Consider the following 16,075-nt stretch of genomic DNA (forward strand, 5'->3'; position numbering starts at 1 on the left):
GAAATAGCAGAAATGCCATGCTGCAGCGCCCTTACAATCGTGCCCGTCCTCCCCGTAGTTCAATGGATAGAACGAGCGCCTCCTAAGCGCTAGATACAGGTTCGATTCCTGTCGGGGGGACCATCTCCTCGCGGCGCCCCGCGCCCGCCGTCGCTCACCACGGAGCGGCGTGGCGCGGCCGGTGCGTCCCCATCCCCATCAGCACCGCCAGCAGCAGCGCTGCGGCGGCGTTGTGCGCCAGCACCAGGGGCAGCGGCAGGCGCAGCCAGACCTGCACCAGCCCCAGCGCCACCAGCAACAATGGCAAGACAATCAGCCAGGCGGCCACTGCCTGCCGCCCCAGGCGCCACGCCTGCCAGGCCAGCACCAGCAGCACCAGGGCCAGCGCCATGCCGCTCCAGCGGTGCAGCATGTGCACCAGCGCACCTGCGGAATGGGTAGGCAGCACGTCGATGGCAGGCATCACCCATGGGTTGAGCGCCTGCCACGATCCGGCGCGCCAGTCGCATGCGCCCAGGGCCGGACAGCTCAGCCCCGCCTGGCCGGCGCTGACCAGCCCCCCCAGCGCGACCTGGACCCATGCCAGGGCCGTCGCCACGCCCTGCCACGGCGCCGGCACCGGCCGCTGACCTGCCGTGCCGGTGCGCCCCGCCACCAGGGCCAGGCGCACGCTGACCGCGAACATGGCAAAGCCCCCCAGCAGGTTGCCCAGCGTCACCGCCGGAAGGCGCGACTGCCCGCTCCAGCGGCCCAGCACCGCCAGGAACAGCGCCAGCGCCACCAGCACCAGCGCCAGGCGCGCCTCGGCCCGCAGGGCCGCGCCCGAGGCAAGCGCCAGCCCCGCCATCGCCAGCACCAGCAGCAGGGTCGTCGACGCCACCACCCTGTGGCCCACGCGTGCCATGGCCACGCCATCGCCCGGATCTGGCTGCGCGGCGCCGGCCTGCCCCTCCGTGGCGGTGACGTCCTGGCACTGCGGCCAAGGCTCACAGCCCTGCCCGGCCCGGGACAGGCGGATGAAGGCGCTCAGGCTGACGATCACCAGCACCAGGGCCGCACACAGCCAGGCCATGCGTTGCAGTACCAGGCGCCTGCGTGGTTGTGAAGCGGGAGAAGGCATGGTGTGTGACAAGGTGATGCTCCAAAGGGCGCCAGTGTTCCCGCCAGATGAGACATGTCAAGACAACGGCACCTGATCAGTGTCACCAAAATCAGACTTTTCGGACAAAGCCAAGGGTTTACCCAAATCCCTCAACACCGAAAATTTGACATAGCGCATTTTTTAACCGACTGTCAAAGTCAAGAATCCTAGTGATCGAGAAGCGTGCCAAGGAGAAAGAGCTATGCACCACGACGACGAGGACGAAAAGGTTCCGCTCATACAGCAATTGCTGGACAGCCCGTTTTTGCTGCTGTTTTTGGGCGTGATGATTCCCATGGTTGTCTACAACCTGTGGGGTGTGATCGACATCTTGACCATCCCATTGGCCAAGTAAAGGAGCTACACCATGAGCGCAATACTGCCCCCTTCGGAGCGGCTGTGGTGGAAGCATCCACTCGATCGCGTGGAAGGCATCTGGATCGCCATTTCCTTCATCTGGTGCATGGTCATGTTCTTCATGATGGTGTTCTGGCACATCTACGGCAAACAGAACCTGGCCACCGAGACCTACAAGACGACACCCGAAAAGTTCACCGCCCAGACGCAGGCGGCCGTGGACAAATGGACGGTGCGCACGGAGACCGAACAGAAGATTCCCGTGGTCGCCCCGCCCGAAGGATCCGACGTCTACATGATCGGCCGCCTGTGGAACTGGTGGCCGATTCTCGAGCTGGAGAAGGGCAAGACCTACAAGCTGCACCTGACCTCCATGGACTACAACCACGGCTTCTCGCTGCAGCCGACCAACATCAACATCCAGGTGGTGCCGGGCTATGAGCACGTGATCAAGGTCACGCCCAACGAATCGGGCACCTTTTCCGTCATATGCAATGAATACTGCGGCATCGGCCACCACGAGATGCTCGGCCGCATCTACGTGAAGTAAGCGGAGGATTGTCATGGCTGTCTCTACCACTTACCGTACCTGCCCGCGCACGGGCCTTCAATTCGAGGCCCAGGCCGAAAAACTCATGATGGCCAACGCCTTCATGGCCGTGGTGGCGCTGCTCGTCGGCGGCCTGCTGGCCATCGGCGTCGTGCTCACGCGCTGGCCTGCCGTGCACTGGCTGCCCGCCGACACCTTCTACATGGTGCTCACGGCCCACGGCATCGACATGCTGATCTTCTGGATCATCTTCTTCGAAGTCGCCGTGCTGTACTTCGCCTCATCGACGCTGCTGCGCTGCCGCATCGCCACGCCCAAAATCGCCTGGGCGGGCTTTGCGCTGATGCTGGTGGGCGCGGTGTGGAACAACATCACGGTGTTCCAGGGCGAGTCCAGCGTGATGATGACCTCCTATGTGCCGATGATGGCGCACTGGTCGTTCTACCTGAGCCTGATCCTGTTCGCCGTCGGCGCGCTGATCGCCTGCGGCGTCTTCTTCGGCACGCTGGTCGTGGCCAAGCGCGAGAAGACCTACGAAGGCTCCATCCCCCTGGTCACCTTCGGCGCCCTGACGGCCGCGATCATCGCGGTGTTCACCATCCTGTCGGGCGCCTTCATCCTGGTGCCGACCTTCCTCGTCTCCGTGGGCCTGCTCAAGAGCGTCGATCCGCTGGTCTACCGCGTGGTCTGGTGGGCCTTCGGCCACTCCTCGCAGCAGATCAACGTCGCCGCGCACATCTCCATCTGGTACGCCGTAGCCGCCATCGCCTTCGGCGCCAAGCCCATGTCCGAGCGCGTCAGCCGTGGCGCCTTCCTGCTGTACATCCTGTTCCTGCAGCTGGCCAGCGCCCACCACATCCTGGCCGACCCCGGCGTCAGCACCGAGTGGAAGATCGTCAACACCAGCTACTTCATGTACTTCGCCGTGCTCGGCTCCATGATCCATGCCCTGTCCATTCCCGGCGCCATGGAGGTGGCCCAGCGCGCCAAGGGCTACAACAAGGGCCTGTTCGAATGGCTGCGCAAGGCCCCCTGGAGCAACCCCACCTTCTCCGGCGTATTCATCTCCCTCATAGGCTTTGGCTTCCTGGGCGGCATCTCCGGGGTGATGATGGGCACCGAGCAGCTCAACCTGCTGATCCACAACACCATCTACGTGCCCGGTCACTTCCACGCCACCGTGGTGGTCGGCACCACGCTGACCTTCATGGCGCTGACCTACTTCCTGATCCCGGCCTTGTTCAAGCGCGAGATGATCGCGCCCGGCCTGGCCAGGCTGCAGCCCTACCTGTTCGGCTTCTCGATGTACTTCTTCTGCCTGGTCATGATGGGCGCGGGCACGCTGGGGGTCTCGCGCCGCCACTGGGACATGGCCTTCAGCGGCAACGCCCTGGCCTACGAATGGCCCGGCGCGGCCTACCTGATGATGGGCCTGGTCGGCATCGCCGGCGTGGCGGCCATCGCGGGTGGCGTGATCTACATCTACGTGACCGTGGGCTCGCTGCTGTGGGGCAGGCGGCTGGATGCCGGCGCACCCAGCCCGAGGTTCACCCCAGTCTCGCGCGCAGCCCCCACGGCAGCTGCGCAGACCTATGGCTCGGCCGGCTTCGTCGCACCCGGCACCTTCGTGCTGGCGATGTTCTTCCTCGTGGCCTTCGTGCTGTACTACTTCGTCAACTGGAAGTACCTCGGCCAGCTGTGGAGCCTGAGCTGACACGGAGCCCAGCGCCATGCACACCACCACGTTCAAGCCCGCCATGCACAGCGCAGCGCAGATGACGCGCGACGTCATCTCGCTGTTCAAGCTGCGCATCGGCATGCTGATCATGATCACCGCGCTCGTGGGCATGGCCATCACGCCGGGGCCTGCGCCCAGCTGGGTGGAGACGCTGGTGCTGGCGCTGTCCGTGCTGCTGGCCTCGGCCAGCGCGGGGGCCTTCAATCAGTACGTCGAGTTCGAGAGCGATCGCCTGATGAAGCGCACCAGCCGGCGTGCCTTCGCCACCGGCGCGCTGCCCCACCATCCGGCCTGGCTGGTGCTGATGGCGGCGCTGCTGGCGGCGGCAGTGGCGGCGGCCTGGCTGGTGCTCAATGGCGCGGCAGCGCTGCACGTGTTCCTGGGCGCCTTTTTCTACGGCGTGGTCTACACCCTGTGGCTCAAGCGCCGCACGACCATGAACATCGTCATCGGCGGCCTGGCCGGCAGCTTTGCCGTGCTGGCCGGCGCGGCCGCGGTCGACCCCGACCTGGGCCCCCTGCCCTGGCTGCTGGCGCTGGTGCTGTTCCTGTGGACGCCGCCGCATTTCTGGAGCCTGGCGATCGCCAACCGCGCCGACTACGCACAGGCAGGCGTCCCCATGCTGCCCGTGGTCGTGGGGCCGGAGCGCGCGGCGCGCACCGTGCTGCTCTGCACCACGCTGCTGTTCATCGCATCGCTCACGCCGCTGGCCTATGGCGCCGGTCCGGTGTACGGCCTGGGCGCGCTGGCGGGGGGTGTGCACTTCGTGTACAAGTCCTGGCAGCTGGCGCGCAGGCCCGGAGACCGCGCCGCTGCCATGGGATCGTTCTTCGCATCGCTGGTGCAACTGAGTGTCCTGCTGGTCGCCGCCTGCCTGGATGCTGCCCTGCGGTGACATCGAGGGTGACCGCCATGGTCTGGTCGCTTCCGCCACGTCTGCTCCGGGGAGTCGCTTCATGCACCCTGGGGCTGGCGCTGGCCCTGCCGGCCATGGCATCCACCGACGGCTCTGCCGATCTGGGGCTCGACCGTGAGGCGGCGCTGCGCGCCAGCCAGGCAGCCATCGGCCGCAAGGTCGGCGAACACATCCTCCTGAACCGCGAAGGCCAGCCCGTATCCCTCGCGTCGTACCGTGGCAAGCCGCTGCTGGTGAGCTTCATCTACACCGGGTGCTTCCAGGTCTGTCCCACCACCACGCGCTCGCTGCAGGAAACCGTGGAGGGCCTGCAGAAAAGCGTGGGACCGAACCAGTTCAACGTGGTGAGCATAGGCTTCAACCAGCCGGCCGACTCGCCGCAGGCGCTCAAGGCCTTTGCCACGCAGTACGGCATCCGCCAGCCCAACTGGGAGTTCCTGAGCCCGCCCGGGGCCATCGTGCCCGCCCTGGCGCAGGATTTCGGCTTCGTCTTCCAGGCCACGCCTGCCGGGTTCGACCATGTGCTGCAGGTCTCCATCCTCGATGCCGAGGGGCGCATCGTGCGCCAGGTCTATGGCGAGAGCCTGGTCCCGGCGGAACTGGGCGAGCCCCTGAAGATGCTGCTGGCGGGCATGCCCGTCGAGTCCAATGAACTGATCGATCAGCTGCTCGACCGCGTGCGCATCCTGTGCACCGTCTACGACCCCAAGACCGGTGCCTACAAGGTGGACTACACCCTGCCGATACAGATCGCCGGCGGGGTGACCTTCTTCATCGCGATGATGATCTTCTTCATCAACGAATGGCGTTCCAGCCGCAAGAGCGCCCGCCACAAGGGAGCGCGCAACGCCTGACGCGCCCCGTAGTCATGTCTTTGCCAGGTTCAGCCCTCGACCCCACGGGGCCCAGCACGTCACCGCCACCGCTGCCACGCCTCGCCAATGCCTACCGGGCGCTGGAGCATGGCTTCGACGCGGCCTTCGGCAGCGCGGGCAATCCCCTCAAGCAACTGGGCGCACTGGGCTTCCTGCTGCTGTGGCTGCTGGTGGCCAGCGGCAGCATCCTGTTCATCGTCCTGGACACTTCGGCCGCCGGGGCCTACCGGTCGATCGCATCGCTGGCGGACGTGCCGTGGATGCTGGGTACCGCCCTGCGCGGGCTGCACCGCTACGCGGCCGATGCCTTCGTGCTCGTGATGGGGCTGCACATCCTGCGCGAATGGCTGCTGGGGCGCTACCGGCACTGGCGCCGGATGATCTGGTGGACGGGCGTGCCGCTGGTCGGCCTGGTCTTCGTCAGCGCCGTGGGGGGCTTCTGGCTCAACTGGGACCGCCTGGGCCAGTACTCGGTGGTGGCCACGGCCGAATGGCTGGACGCGCTTCCCTTCCTCGCCGCGCCGCTGGCGCGCAATTTCCTGGGCGACGCGAGCCTGAGCGACAGGCTGTTCACCCTGTTCATCTTCATCCACATCGGGGTCCCGCTGCTGGTGATCTTCGGCCTGTGGTTCCACATCCAGCGCATCAGCCTGGCCAAGGTGTTTCCGCCCCGGCCCCTGGCAGGCGGCACCCTGGCCGTATTGCTGGCGCTGGCGCTGGCGCTGCCGGTACACAGCCAGGGCCCGGCGGACCTGGGCAGCCTGCCCACCACGCTGGCGCTGGACTGGTGGCTGCTGTTCATCCACCCGCTCATGGATGCCACCTCCCCGACGACGGTCTGGGTGCTGCTGGGCCTGGCCTTCGTGCTGCTGGCATTGCCGCCATTCCTGCCCACGGCGGCGCGCCAGGCGGTCGCCGTGGTCTACCCCGAACACTGCAGCGGCTGCGCGCGCTGCTTCGATGACTGCCCCTATTCGGCCATCACCATGGTGGCACACCCCAACGGCAAGCCGGGCATGCGCCTCGCGCAGGTCCGCGCCGACCTGTGCGCGAGCTGCGGCGTCTGCGCCGGCTCCTGCCCTTCGTCCACCCCCTTTCGCAGCGCCGAGCAGCTGGTGACGGGCATAGACATGCCGCAATGGCCCGTCCACGCACTGCGCCAACAGCTGGTGGATGGCCTGCGCGCCCTGCCCGGGCCCAGGCGCCTGGTGGTCTTCGGCTGCGACCAGGGGGCACAAGGCCGACTGGATGCGCCCGACGTGCTCCATTTCAAGCTGGTATGCGCGGGGGCCCTGCCGCCTTCGTTCATCGAATACGCCCTGCGCGCCGGGGCCGACGCCGTGCTGGTCAACGGCTGCCGCGCCGGCGGCTGTGCGTTCCGCCTGGGGCAGCGCTGGACGGAGCAGCGCCTGACGGGCGAGAGGGAGCCACACCTGCGCCGATCGGTGCCGCACGACCGCTGGGACGTGGCCTGGACCGACACGGGCGACGAACCCGCGCTGGCCGCGGCGCTGGACGCCTTGCGCCAGCGCTGCCAGCCTGGCGCACCCCCTGCTTCTGAGGAGAGCCATAGATGAACCGCGCACTCAACTGGACCGGCCAGGCACTGCTGTACGGCAGCTTTGCCCTGGCGCTGGGCGTGTTTTCACGCTGGCCGGTCTACCACCCGCTGCCGGACGGAATGGCACAGATCAAGGTCAGCTTCATCCACCACGGCGCGCGCCTGGCCGAATGCCGCCCCTACACGGCAGAGGAACAGGCCAAGATGGCCCCCAACATGCGCAAGGCCATGAAGTGCGAGCGCGAGCGTTCACCCGTGCACATCGCGGTGGACATCGACGGCCAGACCGTGCTCGACCAGAGCGCGCCTCCCGCGGGCCTGTCGCGCGATGGCGCCTCCACGCTGTACCAGCGGTTCAACATCGCCGCGGGCGAACACAGGATCGCCGTGCGCCTCAAGGACAGCCAGAGCGCCTCCGCGCAAACCCACCAGCTGGAACAAACCGTCAACCTGCAGCCCGCACAGGTGCTGGTGATCGACTTCAACCCGGACAAGGGAGGCATCGTTCTGCAATGACTGCCAACACCACCTTCCCCGGCCGGACCGCCAAGCCCGCCGCCAGCCCGCCGGCGGCGCGCCCCGGGGCCAGCTACCAGCTCAGCCTGCCGCAGGACAGCCGCCTGCCCCTGGCGCGCGGCTGGCTGTGGCTGGGCCTGGCTGCCTTGATAGGGTCCGGCCTGTTTTCCGTGCTGCTCGTGGTCTCGCGCACGCCCTACGTGAACCAGTGGCTGCCGGCGGCCAATTTCTTCCACATCTCCCTGGTGCTGCACGTGGACCTGTCGGTGCTGGTGTGGTTCGTCGCCATGGCCGGGCTGCTGTGGAGCCTGCACGGCCATCCACGTGTGCAAGGCCTGGGCTGGCTGGCGCTGTGGGTGACCGGCGGCGGCACGCTGGCCATGGCGCTGTCACCCTTCGTCAACCCTGGCGAGCCCATCATGGCGAACTACATCCCGGTGCTGGAATCGCCATTGTTCCTCGCCGGCCTGGTGGTGTTTGCCCTGGGCACGGCCCTGCTGGTGCTGCGCGGGCTGCTGGCGGCGCCGCGGCTGGGGCTGGGCTATGACGGCCGCGGGGCGCTGCATTTCGGCCTCAGCGCGGCCGCCATCGCCACCGCAGTGGCGCTGCTGTGCTTTGCCTGGTCATGGCTGGTGCTACCCACCAGCCTGCACGGCAAGGCGTATTACGAAATCCTGTTCTGGGGCGGCGGCCATGCGCTGCAGTTCACCTGGACGCTGCTCATGCTGGTGGCCTGGCTGTGGCTGGCCAGCGCCTGCGGCGCGCGCATCGTCCTGAGCCCGCGCATCACGCTGCTGCTGTTCCTGCTGGCCCTGGCCGGCGTCTTCAGCACGCCCTATGCCTACCTGGCGCACGACGTGGCTTCGGTCGAGCACCGCAACCTGCTGACCTGGGCCATGCGCCTGGGCGGCGGCCCGGCCATCGTGCCCGTGGGCCTGGCCACGGTGCTGGGGGTGCTGTCCCTGCGCCGCCTGGACGCCGCCCTGCGCCCGCTGCGCGCGGCGCTGCTGTCCTCGGTGCTGCTGTTTGCCGCCGGGGGCATGATCGGCGTCTTCATCCAGGGCAGCAACGTGCGCATTCCGGCACACTACCACGGCTGCATCGTGGGCGTGACGCTGGCGCTCATGGGGGCCGTGTACCGCATCCTGCCCGCCCTCGGCTACCAGACGCCGCAAGGACGCCTGGCCACCTGGCAGCCCTGGCTGTACGGCATGGGCCAGCTGATGCACATCGTCGGGCTGGTCTGGTCGGGCGGCTATGGAGTGCAGCGCAAGGTGGCCGGCGCCGAGCAGGTGCTGCACAGCACGGCCGAGATCGCCGGCATGGGCCTGATGGGCCTGGGCGGCCTGATCGCCATCATCGGCGGGCTGCTGTTCGTCGTCGTCGTGCTGCGTGCCATGGCCAGGCCGCAGGCCCTGCCCGCATGAAGGAGCCCAGCCCGTGATCAAGAAATTCCAAGAACTGCTGCAGTGGCTGTTCCTGCGCGCCGAAGGCCTGTTCAACGCCGCGTTCGGCGACCGCATCAACCCCTTCTACCACCTGGGGGCCATCACCTTCTTCCTGTTCTGGATCGTCGGGGGCAGCGGCCTGTACCTCTACATCTTCTTCGAGACAGGCATCTCCGAGGCCTACACCTCGGTCGTCGACCTGAGCACCAAGCAATGGTGGCTGGGCGGCATCCTTCGCAGCGTGCACCGCTATGCGTCGGACGCCATGGTGCTGACCATGGTGCTGCACATGCTGCGCTACTTCGCCTTCAACCTCTACCACGGCTTCCGCTGGTTCTCGTGGATCACGGGGGTGATGCTGATCTGGATGGTCTATGCCTCGGGCGTCAACGGCTACATGCTGCCCTGGGACCACCTGGCCCAGTACGTCACGGTCACCAGCTTCGAGTGGCTGGACTGGCTGCCCATCTTCAACGGCAGCCTGATGCGCAACTTCCTGTACTCCGAGCACGTGGGGGCTCGCTTCTTCACGCTGCTGTCGTTCATGCACCTGGGCCTGCCACTGGTGGTGCTGATGGTGATGTGGATCCACGTGCAGCGCGTGCCCAAGGCGCGCACCACGCCGCCCCGCCCCATCGTCATCGGCCTGATGGCGACCCTGCTGGCGCTCTCGCTCGTCGCACCCGTGCACAGCCAGGGAGGGCAGACCGATCTGGCACGGGCCATCACCCGGATAGAGCCCGACTGGTTCTACATGGCCGTCTTCCCGCTGCTGACCGAATGGCCGCTGGGCCGCGTGTGGGCGCTGGTAGTGGGAGCCTCCGTCCTGGTGGCCCTGCTGCCGTGGTGGCCGCCCCAGTTCAGGCGCGGGGAAAAGCGCATGCACCAGGTACAGGTACAGGGCGAGCAGGGGGCCAGCGCGGCGATCAAGGTACGCGAGGGCGAGACCATCCTGGACGCCGGCCTGCGCCAGGGCCTGGCCTTGCCCTATGAATGCCGCAACGGCGGCTGCGGCCTGTGCCTGTGCTCGGTCGAGCAGGGCCAGTTCGAGCACCGTCCTTACCAAAGGAGCGCGCTGCCCGACGCCGACAAGGCGCGCGGCAAGGCGCTGATGTGCTGCGCCGTGCCGCGCGAGGACATGGTGATCGACGTGGCGGGCTTCACCGGCGCCGCGGCCGAGGCCCAGGAGATCTACAGCGCCACGGTCGCCCAGATGGAGCGCCTGGCGCCGGACGTGATGCGCGTCTCCCTGCAGTTGCCCGAGGGCCAGGGCCTGCCCTTCGCGGCGGGCCAGTACATCAACATCCTGCTGGACGACGGCCAGCGCCGGGCGTTCTCCTTTGCCAACCGTCCCGGCGCCAGCAGCCAGATCGAGCTGCACGTGCGGCTCGTGCCCGGCGGGCGCTTCACCACCCATGTATTCGAGGCCATGAAGGTGGGCGACACCGTGCGCTTCGAAGGGCCGCTGGGACAGTTCACCCTGCGCGAGAGCACGCACCCCATCCTCTTCATCGCCGGGGCCACGGGCTTCGCGCCCATCAAGAGCATCGTGGAAGACGCCTTCGCGCGCGGCGTGCAGCGTCCCATGCGCCTGTACTGGGGGGTGCGCCAGCCGCAGGACCTGTACCTGCTGGCGCAATGCGAGGAATGGCAGCGCCAGCACGGCAACTTCATCGTGGTGCCCGTGGTGTCCGAACCCGCGCCGGGCGATGGCTGGACCGGCCGCACCGGCCTGGTGCACGAGGCCATGCTGTCGGACTTCCCCGACCTGAGCGGCAACGAGGTCTACCTGTGCGGCTCGGTGCGCATGGTGGAGACCGCCGTGCCGGCCTTCATCGCCCAGGGGCTCGACGAGAACTTCTGCTTCTCCGACGCTTTCGTGATGGCCGCGCCCGCGCAGGCGCAGCAGCCGGCCGGCTGATCCGCGGGCGCACTGCTACAGCTGGAACCCCACCGAACGCACCACCCCTTCCGCGATGTCGCGCGCCAGGGAGGGACGGCGCGCATGGTAGGGGCGCGCGGCGGCGATCTGCCGTGCGCACCATTGCGAGAGCCAGCGTAGCTCCTCTGCTCCATAGAAGGCCGTCATGGCCTCGTAGTTGAGGAACAGGCTGCGCGCGTCGAGGTTGAGCGAGCCCGCGAGGGCCAGCTCGTCGTCGATGAGCACCGCCTTGGCATGCACCATGGCGGGGCTCAGCCAGACCTGCGCGCCGGCGGCGCTGAGCTCGCGCAGGGCGCGCTCGCGCGCGATGTCGGCCAGGCGATGGTTGGAGCGCGCGGGCACCAGCAGGCTCACGCGCACGCCGCGGCGGCAGGCCAGGCACCAGGCGTCGAGCAAGGCCTCGTCGGGCACGAAATAGGGGGTGACGGCCACGATGCGCCGCTGCGCATGGTAGGCGGCTGCCAGCAGCAGCGCGTGCACGGTGTCGTCGGCATGGTCGGGGCCGCTGGGCAGCCACTGCGCCAGCGGGCCGTCCTCGGGCCCGGCAGGCAGGTCCGGCGCATGCACGCGCCGCGCCCTGCGCTCCTTGCGCAGCGCCAGGCCATGGGCCACGCGCCAGTCGGTGGAAAACTGGGCCTGCGCCAGCTCGGCCAGCGGGCCGCACACCTCGTAGCTCAGGTCGGTCCACGCGGGTCGGCCCGGACGATCCACGAAATATTCGCTGGCCAGGTTGCGCCCGCCGCTCCACAGGCGCAGGCCATCGGCCACGGCGATCTTGCGGTGATTGCGCAAATTGGTGCGCCCGCGCAGGGGGTTGTGCAACAGCGGCATGAAGCGCCGCACCTGCACGCCCTGGCGCCTGAGCGCGCGCAGCATGCCGGGGGGCGTGCGCATGCTGCCCATCGCGTCCACCAGCAGGCGCACGTTCACGCCGCGCTGCGCGCAGGCCAGCAGCGCCTGCGCCACCTGGCGGCCGACATCGTCATGGCCGAGCACGTAGGTGCAGACATCCAGCCGGTGGCGTGCCGATGCGATGGTGGCCAGCAGGCCCTGCAGCGCATCGCCGCCATCGGCATGCAGCACCACCCGCCGGTTGCGCACGGCGGGCGCCAGCTCCAGGCTGGCCAGCAGCCGCGCGGCCCAGGCGGGCGCGCCGTCCGGCACCTGCAGCGCCTGGCCGCGCGTGCGGCGCGCGGGGCGTGCGAACTTGCGTGTGCCGAACAGCAGGAACAGCGGCACGATGAGATAGGGAAAGGCCACGATGCCCAGCACCCAGGCCACGGCCGCCGAGGGGTGGCGGCGCTGGTGGCCGATGCGCGTGCCCATCACGTAGACCAGCAGGCCCGCGGCCACGAACACTGCATGGCCCAGGCCCGAGAGCACGGCCACGCGGATCATGCGTGCGCGCCCTCCTCCCGCCCGGCGGCGCGCGTCAGCCGCACGCGCACGCGCAGCCCACCCAGGCGGGGAGCGCTGTCCAGCTCCAGCCGCGTGCCATGCATGCGCGCGATGCTCTCGGCAATGGCCAGGCCCAGGCCGCTGCCGGCCACCGCCGCGCCGCTGCCCTGCGGGCCGCGGTGGAAGCGCTGCAGCACGCGCTCGCGCTCATCGGGTGCGATGCCCGGGCCGCTGTCGTCCACCACCAGCGCCAGGTGGCCGGGCTCCGCCTGCAACTGCACGTCCACCACGCCGCCCTGCGGCGTGTATTTGACGGCGTTGTCGATCAGGTTGCGCAGCAATATCTCCAGGGCCTGGCGCTGGCCGGGCACGCTGGCGTGCTCCGCCTCGGGGGGCAGCGCCAGCCCCAGGTCCACGCCGCGCTGTTGCGCGACGGGCGCCGCGTCGGCCACGGCCTGGCGCACCAGATCGGCCAGCACCACGGGCTTGGGCGGGGCGCCTGCGGTGGCCTGCGCCTCCTGGCGGGCCAGGACCAGCAGCTGCTCGACCAGGCGCGTGGCGCGGTCTATGCCTCCGGCCAGGCGCTCGATGGCCAGCGCGCGCGCGCCAGCGTCGCCGGCGCGCTGCAGGCCCTGCACCTGCAGCTTGAGCGCGGCCAGCGGCGAGCGCAGCTCGTGCGCGGCGTCGGCCACGAAATGCTGCTGCGCCTCGAAGGCATGCTGCACGCGCGCCAGCAGGCCATTGAATTCGCGCACCAGGGGCTGCAGTTCGCTGGGCAGGCCGGCGTCGCTGACGGGCACCAGGTCATCGCCCTGGCGCCGTGCCAATTGGCCGCGCACGCGCTCCACGGGCGCGAGCAGGCGGCCTACAGCCCACCACACGGCCAGGGCCAGCAGCGGCGCCATCACCGTCAGCGGCAGCAGCGAGCGCAGCGCGAGCGCGCGCGCCATGGCGCGGCGCGCCGCCATGTCCTGCGCCACCTGTATGACCTGCGAGCGCGTCTGCAGCGAAAACACGCGGTAGGTGGTGCCGCGCGCCTGCACCTCGGTGAAGCCCAGCACTGCTATCTGCGGCAGCGCGACGCCCACGGCAGACTCGAAGATGCGCAGGCCCTCGTTGGTCCAGACCTGGACGATGAGCTCGTCATGCTGGTATTCGGGGCGCGCATCGCCGCCGGCCCGCGCATCGGGCGGCAGGCCGGCGCGCAGCGCGAACGCGGTCTGCTGCATCTGGTAGTCGAACAGCGCGTCGGCCTGCGCCAGCGCGTGGCGGTAGGCCAGCACGCCCTGTACCAGGGCGGTGACGGCGATGGCGGCCAGCAGGAACACCAGCAGCCGCAGGCGCAGCGAAGAGGGGCGGCGCAGGACGCTCATTTGGGCACCATGTAACCGAGGCCGCGCACGTTGAGCACGATATGGGCGCCGAGCTTTTTGCGCAGGCCGTGCACGTAGACCTCGACGGCATTGCTGCTGATCTCGTCGCCCCAGCCGTAGAGCTTGTCTTCGAGCTGCTGGCGCGACAGCACCATGCCCGGGCGCGCGAGCAGGGGTTCGAGCACCGCCCATTCGCGCGCCGACAGCATCACCGGCCGGCCCTGCACCGTGGCCTCGCGCGTGCCGGGGTTGAGCGTGACGCCCTGGTGCTCGTACACCGGCTCGGCCCGCCCGCTCGCGCGGCGCAGCAGCGCGCGTATGCGCGCCAGCAGCTCGCCCGCGTCATAGGGCTTGAGCACGTAGTCGTCGGCGCCGGCGTCCAGCCCCTCGACGCGCTGGGCCACGCCGTCGCGCGCGGTGGCGATCAGGACGGGCGTGCGGTCCTTGCGCGCGCGCAGCGACCGCAGCACGGCCAGGCCATCGCGGCGCGGCAGGCCCAGGTCCAGCAGCACAAGGTCGTACTGCTGGGTGGCGAGCGCGGCGTCGGCCATGTCGCCGTCGGTGGCCCAGTCGACGGCGTAATGCTCGGCGCGCAGCAGGTCGCGCACGGCCTCGCCGATCATGGTGTCGTCCTCTACGAGCAGCAGGCGCATGGGGGGCAGCATAAGCCAATCCCCCGCGCCCGCGGACTCCTCAGCCCAGGCGCACCGGCACGAAGATCCTGTCGCCGTCGCGCTCGATGAGCAGGGCCACCGACTTGCCCGCATGGGCCATGGCGGCGCGCACCTGCTCCACGCCCTTGACCGGCATGCCGTTGATGGCCAGCAACACGTCGCCGCCCTGCACGCCCGCCATGGCGGCCGGGCCGCGCGCGTCCTCGATCAGCAGGCCCTGCCCGTTCTCCACGCCCGCGGCGCGGGCCTCGTCGGGCTGCAGCGGGCGCAGCGTCAGGCCCAGCTGGCCCTTGCCCACGGCCTCGTCGCCTCTGGCGACCTTGGCGGCCTTGTCGTCGGCGTTGCCCAGGGTGGCGGCCAGGGTCTCGGCACGGCCCTGGCGCCAGACCTCCATCTGCACCTTCTCGCCCGGGGCCTGCTGGCCGACGAAGGCGGGCAGGTCGCCCGAGGCGACGATGGGCCGGCCATTGATCTTGAGGATCACGTCGCCCACCTTCAGCCCCGCCTTGTCGGCCGGGCCGCCGGCATCGACGTTGGCCACCAACGCTCCTGCAGGCCGGGGCAGCTTGAACGAGTCGGCAAAGGTCTGATTGACCTCCTGCACGGCGACGCCCAGGCGTGCGTGCTCCACACGGCCGGTGGCCACGATCTGCTGCTCCACGCGCGTGGCCACCTCGATGGGGATGGAGAACGACAGGCCCTGGAAGCCCCCCGAGCGGCTGTAGATCTGCGCATTGATGCCCACGACCTCGCCGCGTGCGTTGAACAGGGGGCCGCCGGAGTTGCCGGGGTTGACGGCCGCGTCGGTCTGGATGAAGGGCACGTAGCTGTCGTCGGGCAGCGAGCGGCCCTTGGCACTCACCACGCCGACGGTGACGGAGTTCTCGAAGCCGAACGGCGAGCCGATGGCCAGCACCCAGTCGCCAACCTTCAGGTCTTCCGAGTTGCCCAGCTTGACGGTGGGCAGATCGCGGGCGTCGATCTTCAGGACGGCGACGTCGGTCTTGGGGTCAGCCCCGAGCACCTTGGCGCGGAACTCGCGCCGGTCGGTGAGCTTCACGGTCACGTCGGTGGCGCCCTTGACCACGTGGGCGTTGGTCAGGACGATGCCGTTGGGGTCGATGATGAAGCCCGAGCCCTCGCCACGCACGGGCACGCTGCGCTGGCCCTGCCCGCCCATGTCGGGCATGGGGATGCCGAAGCGGCGGAAGAACTCGTAGAACGGGTCGTCGGGGGCCATGCCCGGCATGCCGCGCTGGCGCGCCGTGGGGCTGTTGGCGCCATCATCATCCGAGACCTTGCGCATGCCGCTGACGCTGATGTTGACCACCGCCGGGCCGTAGCGCGCGGTGATGGCCGAGAAATCGGGCAGCGCGACGGCGGCCGGCGCCGTGGCGGTCGCCACCGGCAGCGCCAGCTGCGCGCGTGCCTCGTGCGCCGTGACCAGGCCCGCGCCCGTGGCGCCCAATGCGCCCGCGGCCACCAGGGCCAGGACGAGGCGGCGGGGAGTGGTGAGTAGTGTGTTCATGGTCTGCCTTTCCATAGCGTGTAGTGCCGATGGAAGGCAGTGTGGGAGCGCCGGCTTA

The 16,075-nt window shown here is 69.2% G+C and carries 14 protein-coding genes and 1 tRNA gene; 10 read left to right on the top strand and 5 right to left on the bottom strand.

What is annotated here, in order from left to right:
• Positions 1 to 48 precede the first annotated feature (48 nt).
• Positions 49 to 123 (top strand) — tRNA-Arg (locus tag ACX12L_RS02305).
• A gap of 31 nt (positions 124 to 154) precedes the next feature.
• Here the strand turns inward: ACX12L_RS02305 and ACX12L_RS02310 are convergent.
• Positions 155 to 1,072 (bottom strand): COX15/CtaA family protein, encoded by a 918-nt coding sequence (locus ACX12L_RS02310; RefSeq protein ID WP_459261130.1) that lies wholly within the window; start codon positions 1,070 to 1,072, stop codon positions 155 to 157.
• Between the two features lie 271 nt (positions 1,073 to 1,343).
• Here ACX12L_RS02310 and ACX12L_RS02315 point away from each other — a divergent pair, with 271 nt between their 5' ends.
• Genes ACX12L_RS02315 through ACX12L_RS02355 form a run of 9 tightly spaced genes read left to right on the top strand, consistent with a single transcriptional unit; the run spans position 1,344 to position 11,023 of the window.
• Positions 1,344 to 1,496 (top strand): hypothetical protein, encoded by a 153-nt coding sequence (locus ACX12L_RS02315; RefSeq protein ID WP_013520404.1) that lies wholly within the window; start codon positions 1,344 to 1,346, stop codon positions 1,494 to 1,496.
• 12 nt (positions 1,497 to 1,508) lie between these two features.
• Positions 1,509 to 2,048 carry a cytochrome C oxidase subunit II gene (locus ACX12L_RS02320; RefSeq protein ID WP_459261131.1) on the top strand — a complete coding sequence of 180 codons (540 nt, stop codon included), beginning with the start codon at positions 1,509 to 1,511 and terminating at the stop codon, positions 2,046 to 2,048.
• Positions 2,049 to 2,061: 13 nt separating this feature from the next.
• Complete coding sequence (locus ACX12L_RS02325; protein WP_459261132.1) at positions 2,062 to 3,762, top strand: cbb3-type cytochrome c oxidase subunit I; 1,701 nt, start codon at positions 2,062 to 2,064, stop codon at positions 3,760 to 3,762.
• A gap of 16 nt (positions 3,763 to 3,778) precedes the next feature.
• A complete protein-coding gene (cyoE, locus tag ACX12L_RS02330) occupies positions 3,779 to 4,681 on the top strand; it encodes a heme o synthase (protein WP_459261133.1) in 903 nt (300 codons plus the stop codon).
• A 17-nt stretch (positions 4,682 to 4,698) separates the two neighbouring features.
• Positions 4,699 to 5,556 (top strand): SCO family protein, encoded by an 858-nt coding sequence (locus ACX12L_RS02335; RefSeq protein WP_459261134.1) that lies wholly within the window; start codon positions 4,699 to 4,701, stop codon positions 5,554 to 5,556.
• A 14-nt stretch (positions 5,557 to 5,570) separates the two neighbouring features.
• Positions 5,571 to 7,154 carry a cytochrome b N-terminal domain-containing protein gene (locus ACX12L_RS02340; RefSeq protein ID WP_459261135.1) on the top strand — a complete coding sequence of 528 codons (1,584 nt, stop codon included), beginning with the start codon at positions 5,571 to 5,573 and terminating at the stop codon, positions 7,152 to 7,154.
• Entirely contained in the window at positions 7,151 to 7,654 is a 504-nt protein-coding gene (locus ACX12L_RS02345; RefSeq protein WP_094438231.1) for a hypothetical protein, read from the top strand. The genes ACX12L_RS02340 and ACX12L_RS02345 overlap by 4 nt, the downstream gene beginning before the upstream one ends.
• A complete protein-coding gene (locus tag ACX12L_RS02350) occupies positions 7,651 to 9,081 on the top strand; it encodes a cbb3-type cytochrome c oxidase subunit I (RefSeq protein ID WP_459261136.1) in 1,431 nt (476 codons plus the stop codon). Before ACX12L_RS02345 ends, ACX12L_RS02350 begins: the two co-directional genes overlap by 4 nt.
• A gap of 13 nt (positions 9,082 to 9,094) precedes the next feature.
• On the top strand, positions 9,095 to 11,023 hold the full coding sequence (locus ACX12L_RS02355; RefSeq protein WP_459261137.1) for an FAD-binding oxidoreductase: 1,929 nt from the start codon (positions 9,095 to 9,097) through the stop codon (positions 11,021 to 11,023).
• A 15-nt stretch (positions 11,024 to 11,038) separates the two neighbouring features.
• Here the strand turns inward: ACX12L_RS02355 and ACX12L_RS02360 are convergent, their stop codons facing one another.
• The 4 genes from ACX12L_RS02360 to ACX12L_RS02375 are packed head-to-tail and all read right to left on the bottom strand — an operon-like array spanning position 11,039 to position 16,017.
• Positions 11,039 to 12,442, bottom strand: a complete 1,404-nt coding sequence (locus ACX12L_RS02360) for a phospholipase D-like domain-containing protein (RefSeq protein WP_459261138.1) — start codon at positions 12,440 to 12,442, stop codon at positions 11,039 to 11,041.
• A complete protein-coding gene (locus ACX12L_RS02365; RefSeq protein ID WP_459261139.1) occupies positions 12,439 to 13,815 on the bottom strand; it encodes an ATP-binding protein in 1,377 nt (458 codons plus the stop codon). The genes ACX12L_RS02360 and ACX12L_RS02365 overlap by 4 nt, the downstream gene beginning before the upstream one ends.
• Complete coding sequence (locus ACX12L_RS02370) at positions 13,812 to 14,468, bottom strand: response regulator transcription factor (protein WP_459261271.1); 657 nt, start codon at positions 14,466 to 14,468, stop codon at positions 13,812 to 13,814. The genes ACX12L_RS02365 and ACX12L_RS02370 overlap by 4 nt, the downstream gene beginning before the upstream one ends.
• A gap of 40 nt (positions 14,469 to 14,508) precedes the next feature.
• Positions 14,509 to 16,017, bottom strand: a complete 1,509-nt coding sequence (locus tag ACX12L_RS02375) for a DegQ family serine endoprotease (RefSeq protein ID WP_459261140.1) — start codon at positions 16,015 to 16,017, stop codon at positions 14,509 to 14,511.
• Positions 16,018 to 16,075: the final 58 nt, after the last annotated feature.

The organism is Alicycliphilus sp. T452 (assembly GCF_054512775.1).

Excerpts from the sequence above, each read along its gene's own strand:
- ACX12L_RS02310 (WP_459261130.1), bottom strand. The coding sequence starts at position 1,072 with ATGGCCTGGCTGTGTGCGGCCCTGGTGCTGGTGATCGTCAGCCTGAGC.
- ACX12L_RS02315 (WP_013520404.1), top strand. The coding sequence starts at position 1,344 with ATGCACCACGACGACGAGGACGAAAAGGTTCCGCTCATACAGCAATTG.
- ACX12L_RS02320 (WP_459261131.1), top strand. The coding sequence starts at position 1,509 with ATGAGCGCAATACTGCCCCCTTCGGAGCGGCTGTGGTGGAAGCATCCA.
- ACX12L_RS02325 (WP_459261132.1), top strand. The coding sequence starts at position 2,062 with ATGGCTGTCTCTACCACTTACCGTACCTGCCCGCGCACGGGCCTTCAA.
- cyoE (WP_459261133.1), top strand. The coding sequence starts at position 3,779 with ATGCACACCACCACGTTCAAGCCCGCCATGCACAGCGCAGCGCAGATG.
- ACX12L_RS02335 (WP_459261134.1), top strand. The coding sequence starts at position 4,699 with ATGGTCTGGTCGCTTCCGCCACGTCTGCTCCGGGGAGTCGCTTCATGC.
- ACX12L_RS02340 (WP_459261135.1), top strand. The coding sequence starts at position 5,571 with ATGTCTTTGCCAGGTTCAGCCCTCGACCCCACGGGGCCCAGCACGTCA.
- ACX12L_RS02345 (WP_094438231.1), top strand. The coding sequence starts at position 7,151 with ATGAACCGCGCACTCAACTGGACCGGCCAGGCACTGCTGTACGGCAGC.
- ACX12L_RS02350 (WP_459261136.1), top strand. The coding sequence starts at position 7,651 with ATGACTGCCAACACCACCTTCCCCGGCCGGACCGCCAAGCCCGCCGCC.
- ACX12L_RS02360 (WP_459261138.1), bottom strand. The coding sequence starts at position 12,442 with ATGATCCGCGTGGCCGTGCTCTCGGGCCTGGGCCATGCAGTGTTCGTG.
- ACX12L_RS02365 (WP_459261139.1), bottom strand. The coding sequence starts at position 13,815 with ATGAGCGTCCTGCGCCGCCCCTCTTCGCTGCGCCTGCGGCTGCTGGTG.
- ACX12L_RS02370 (WP_459261271.1), bottom strand. The coding sequence starts at position 14,468 with ATGCGCCTGCTGCTCGTAGAGGACGACACCATGATCGGCGAGGCCGTG.
- ACX12L_RS02375 (WP_459261140.1), bottom strand. The coding sequence starts at position 16,017 with ATGAACACACTACTCACCACTCCCCGCCGCCTCGTCCTGGCCCTGGTG.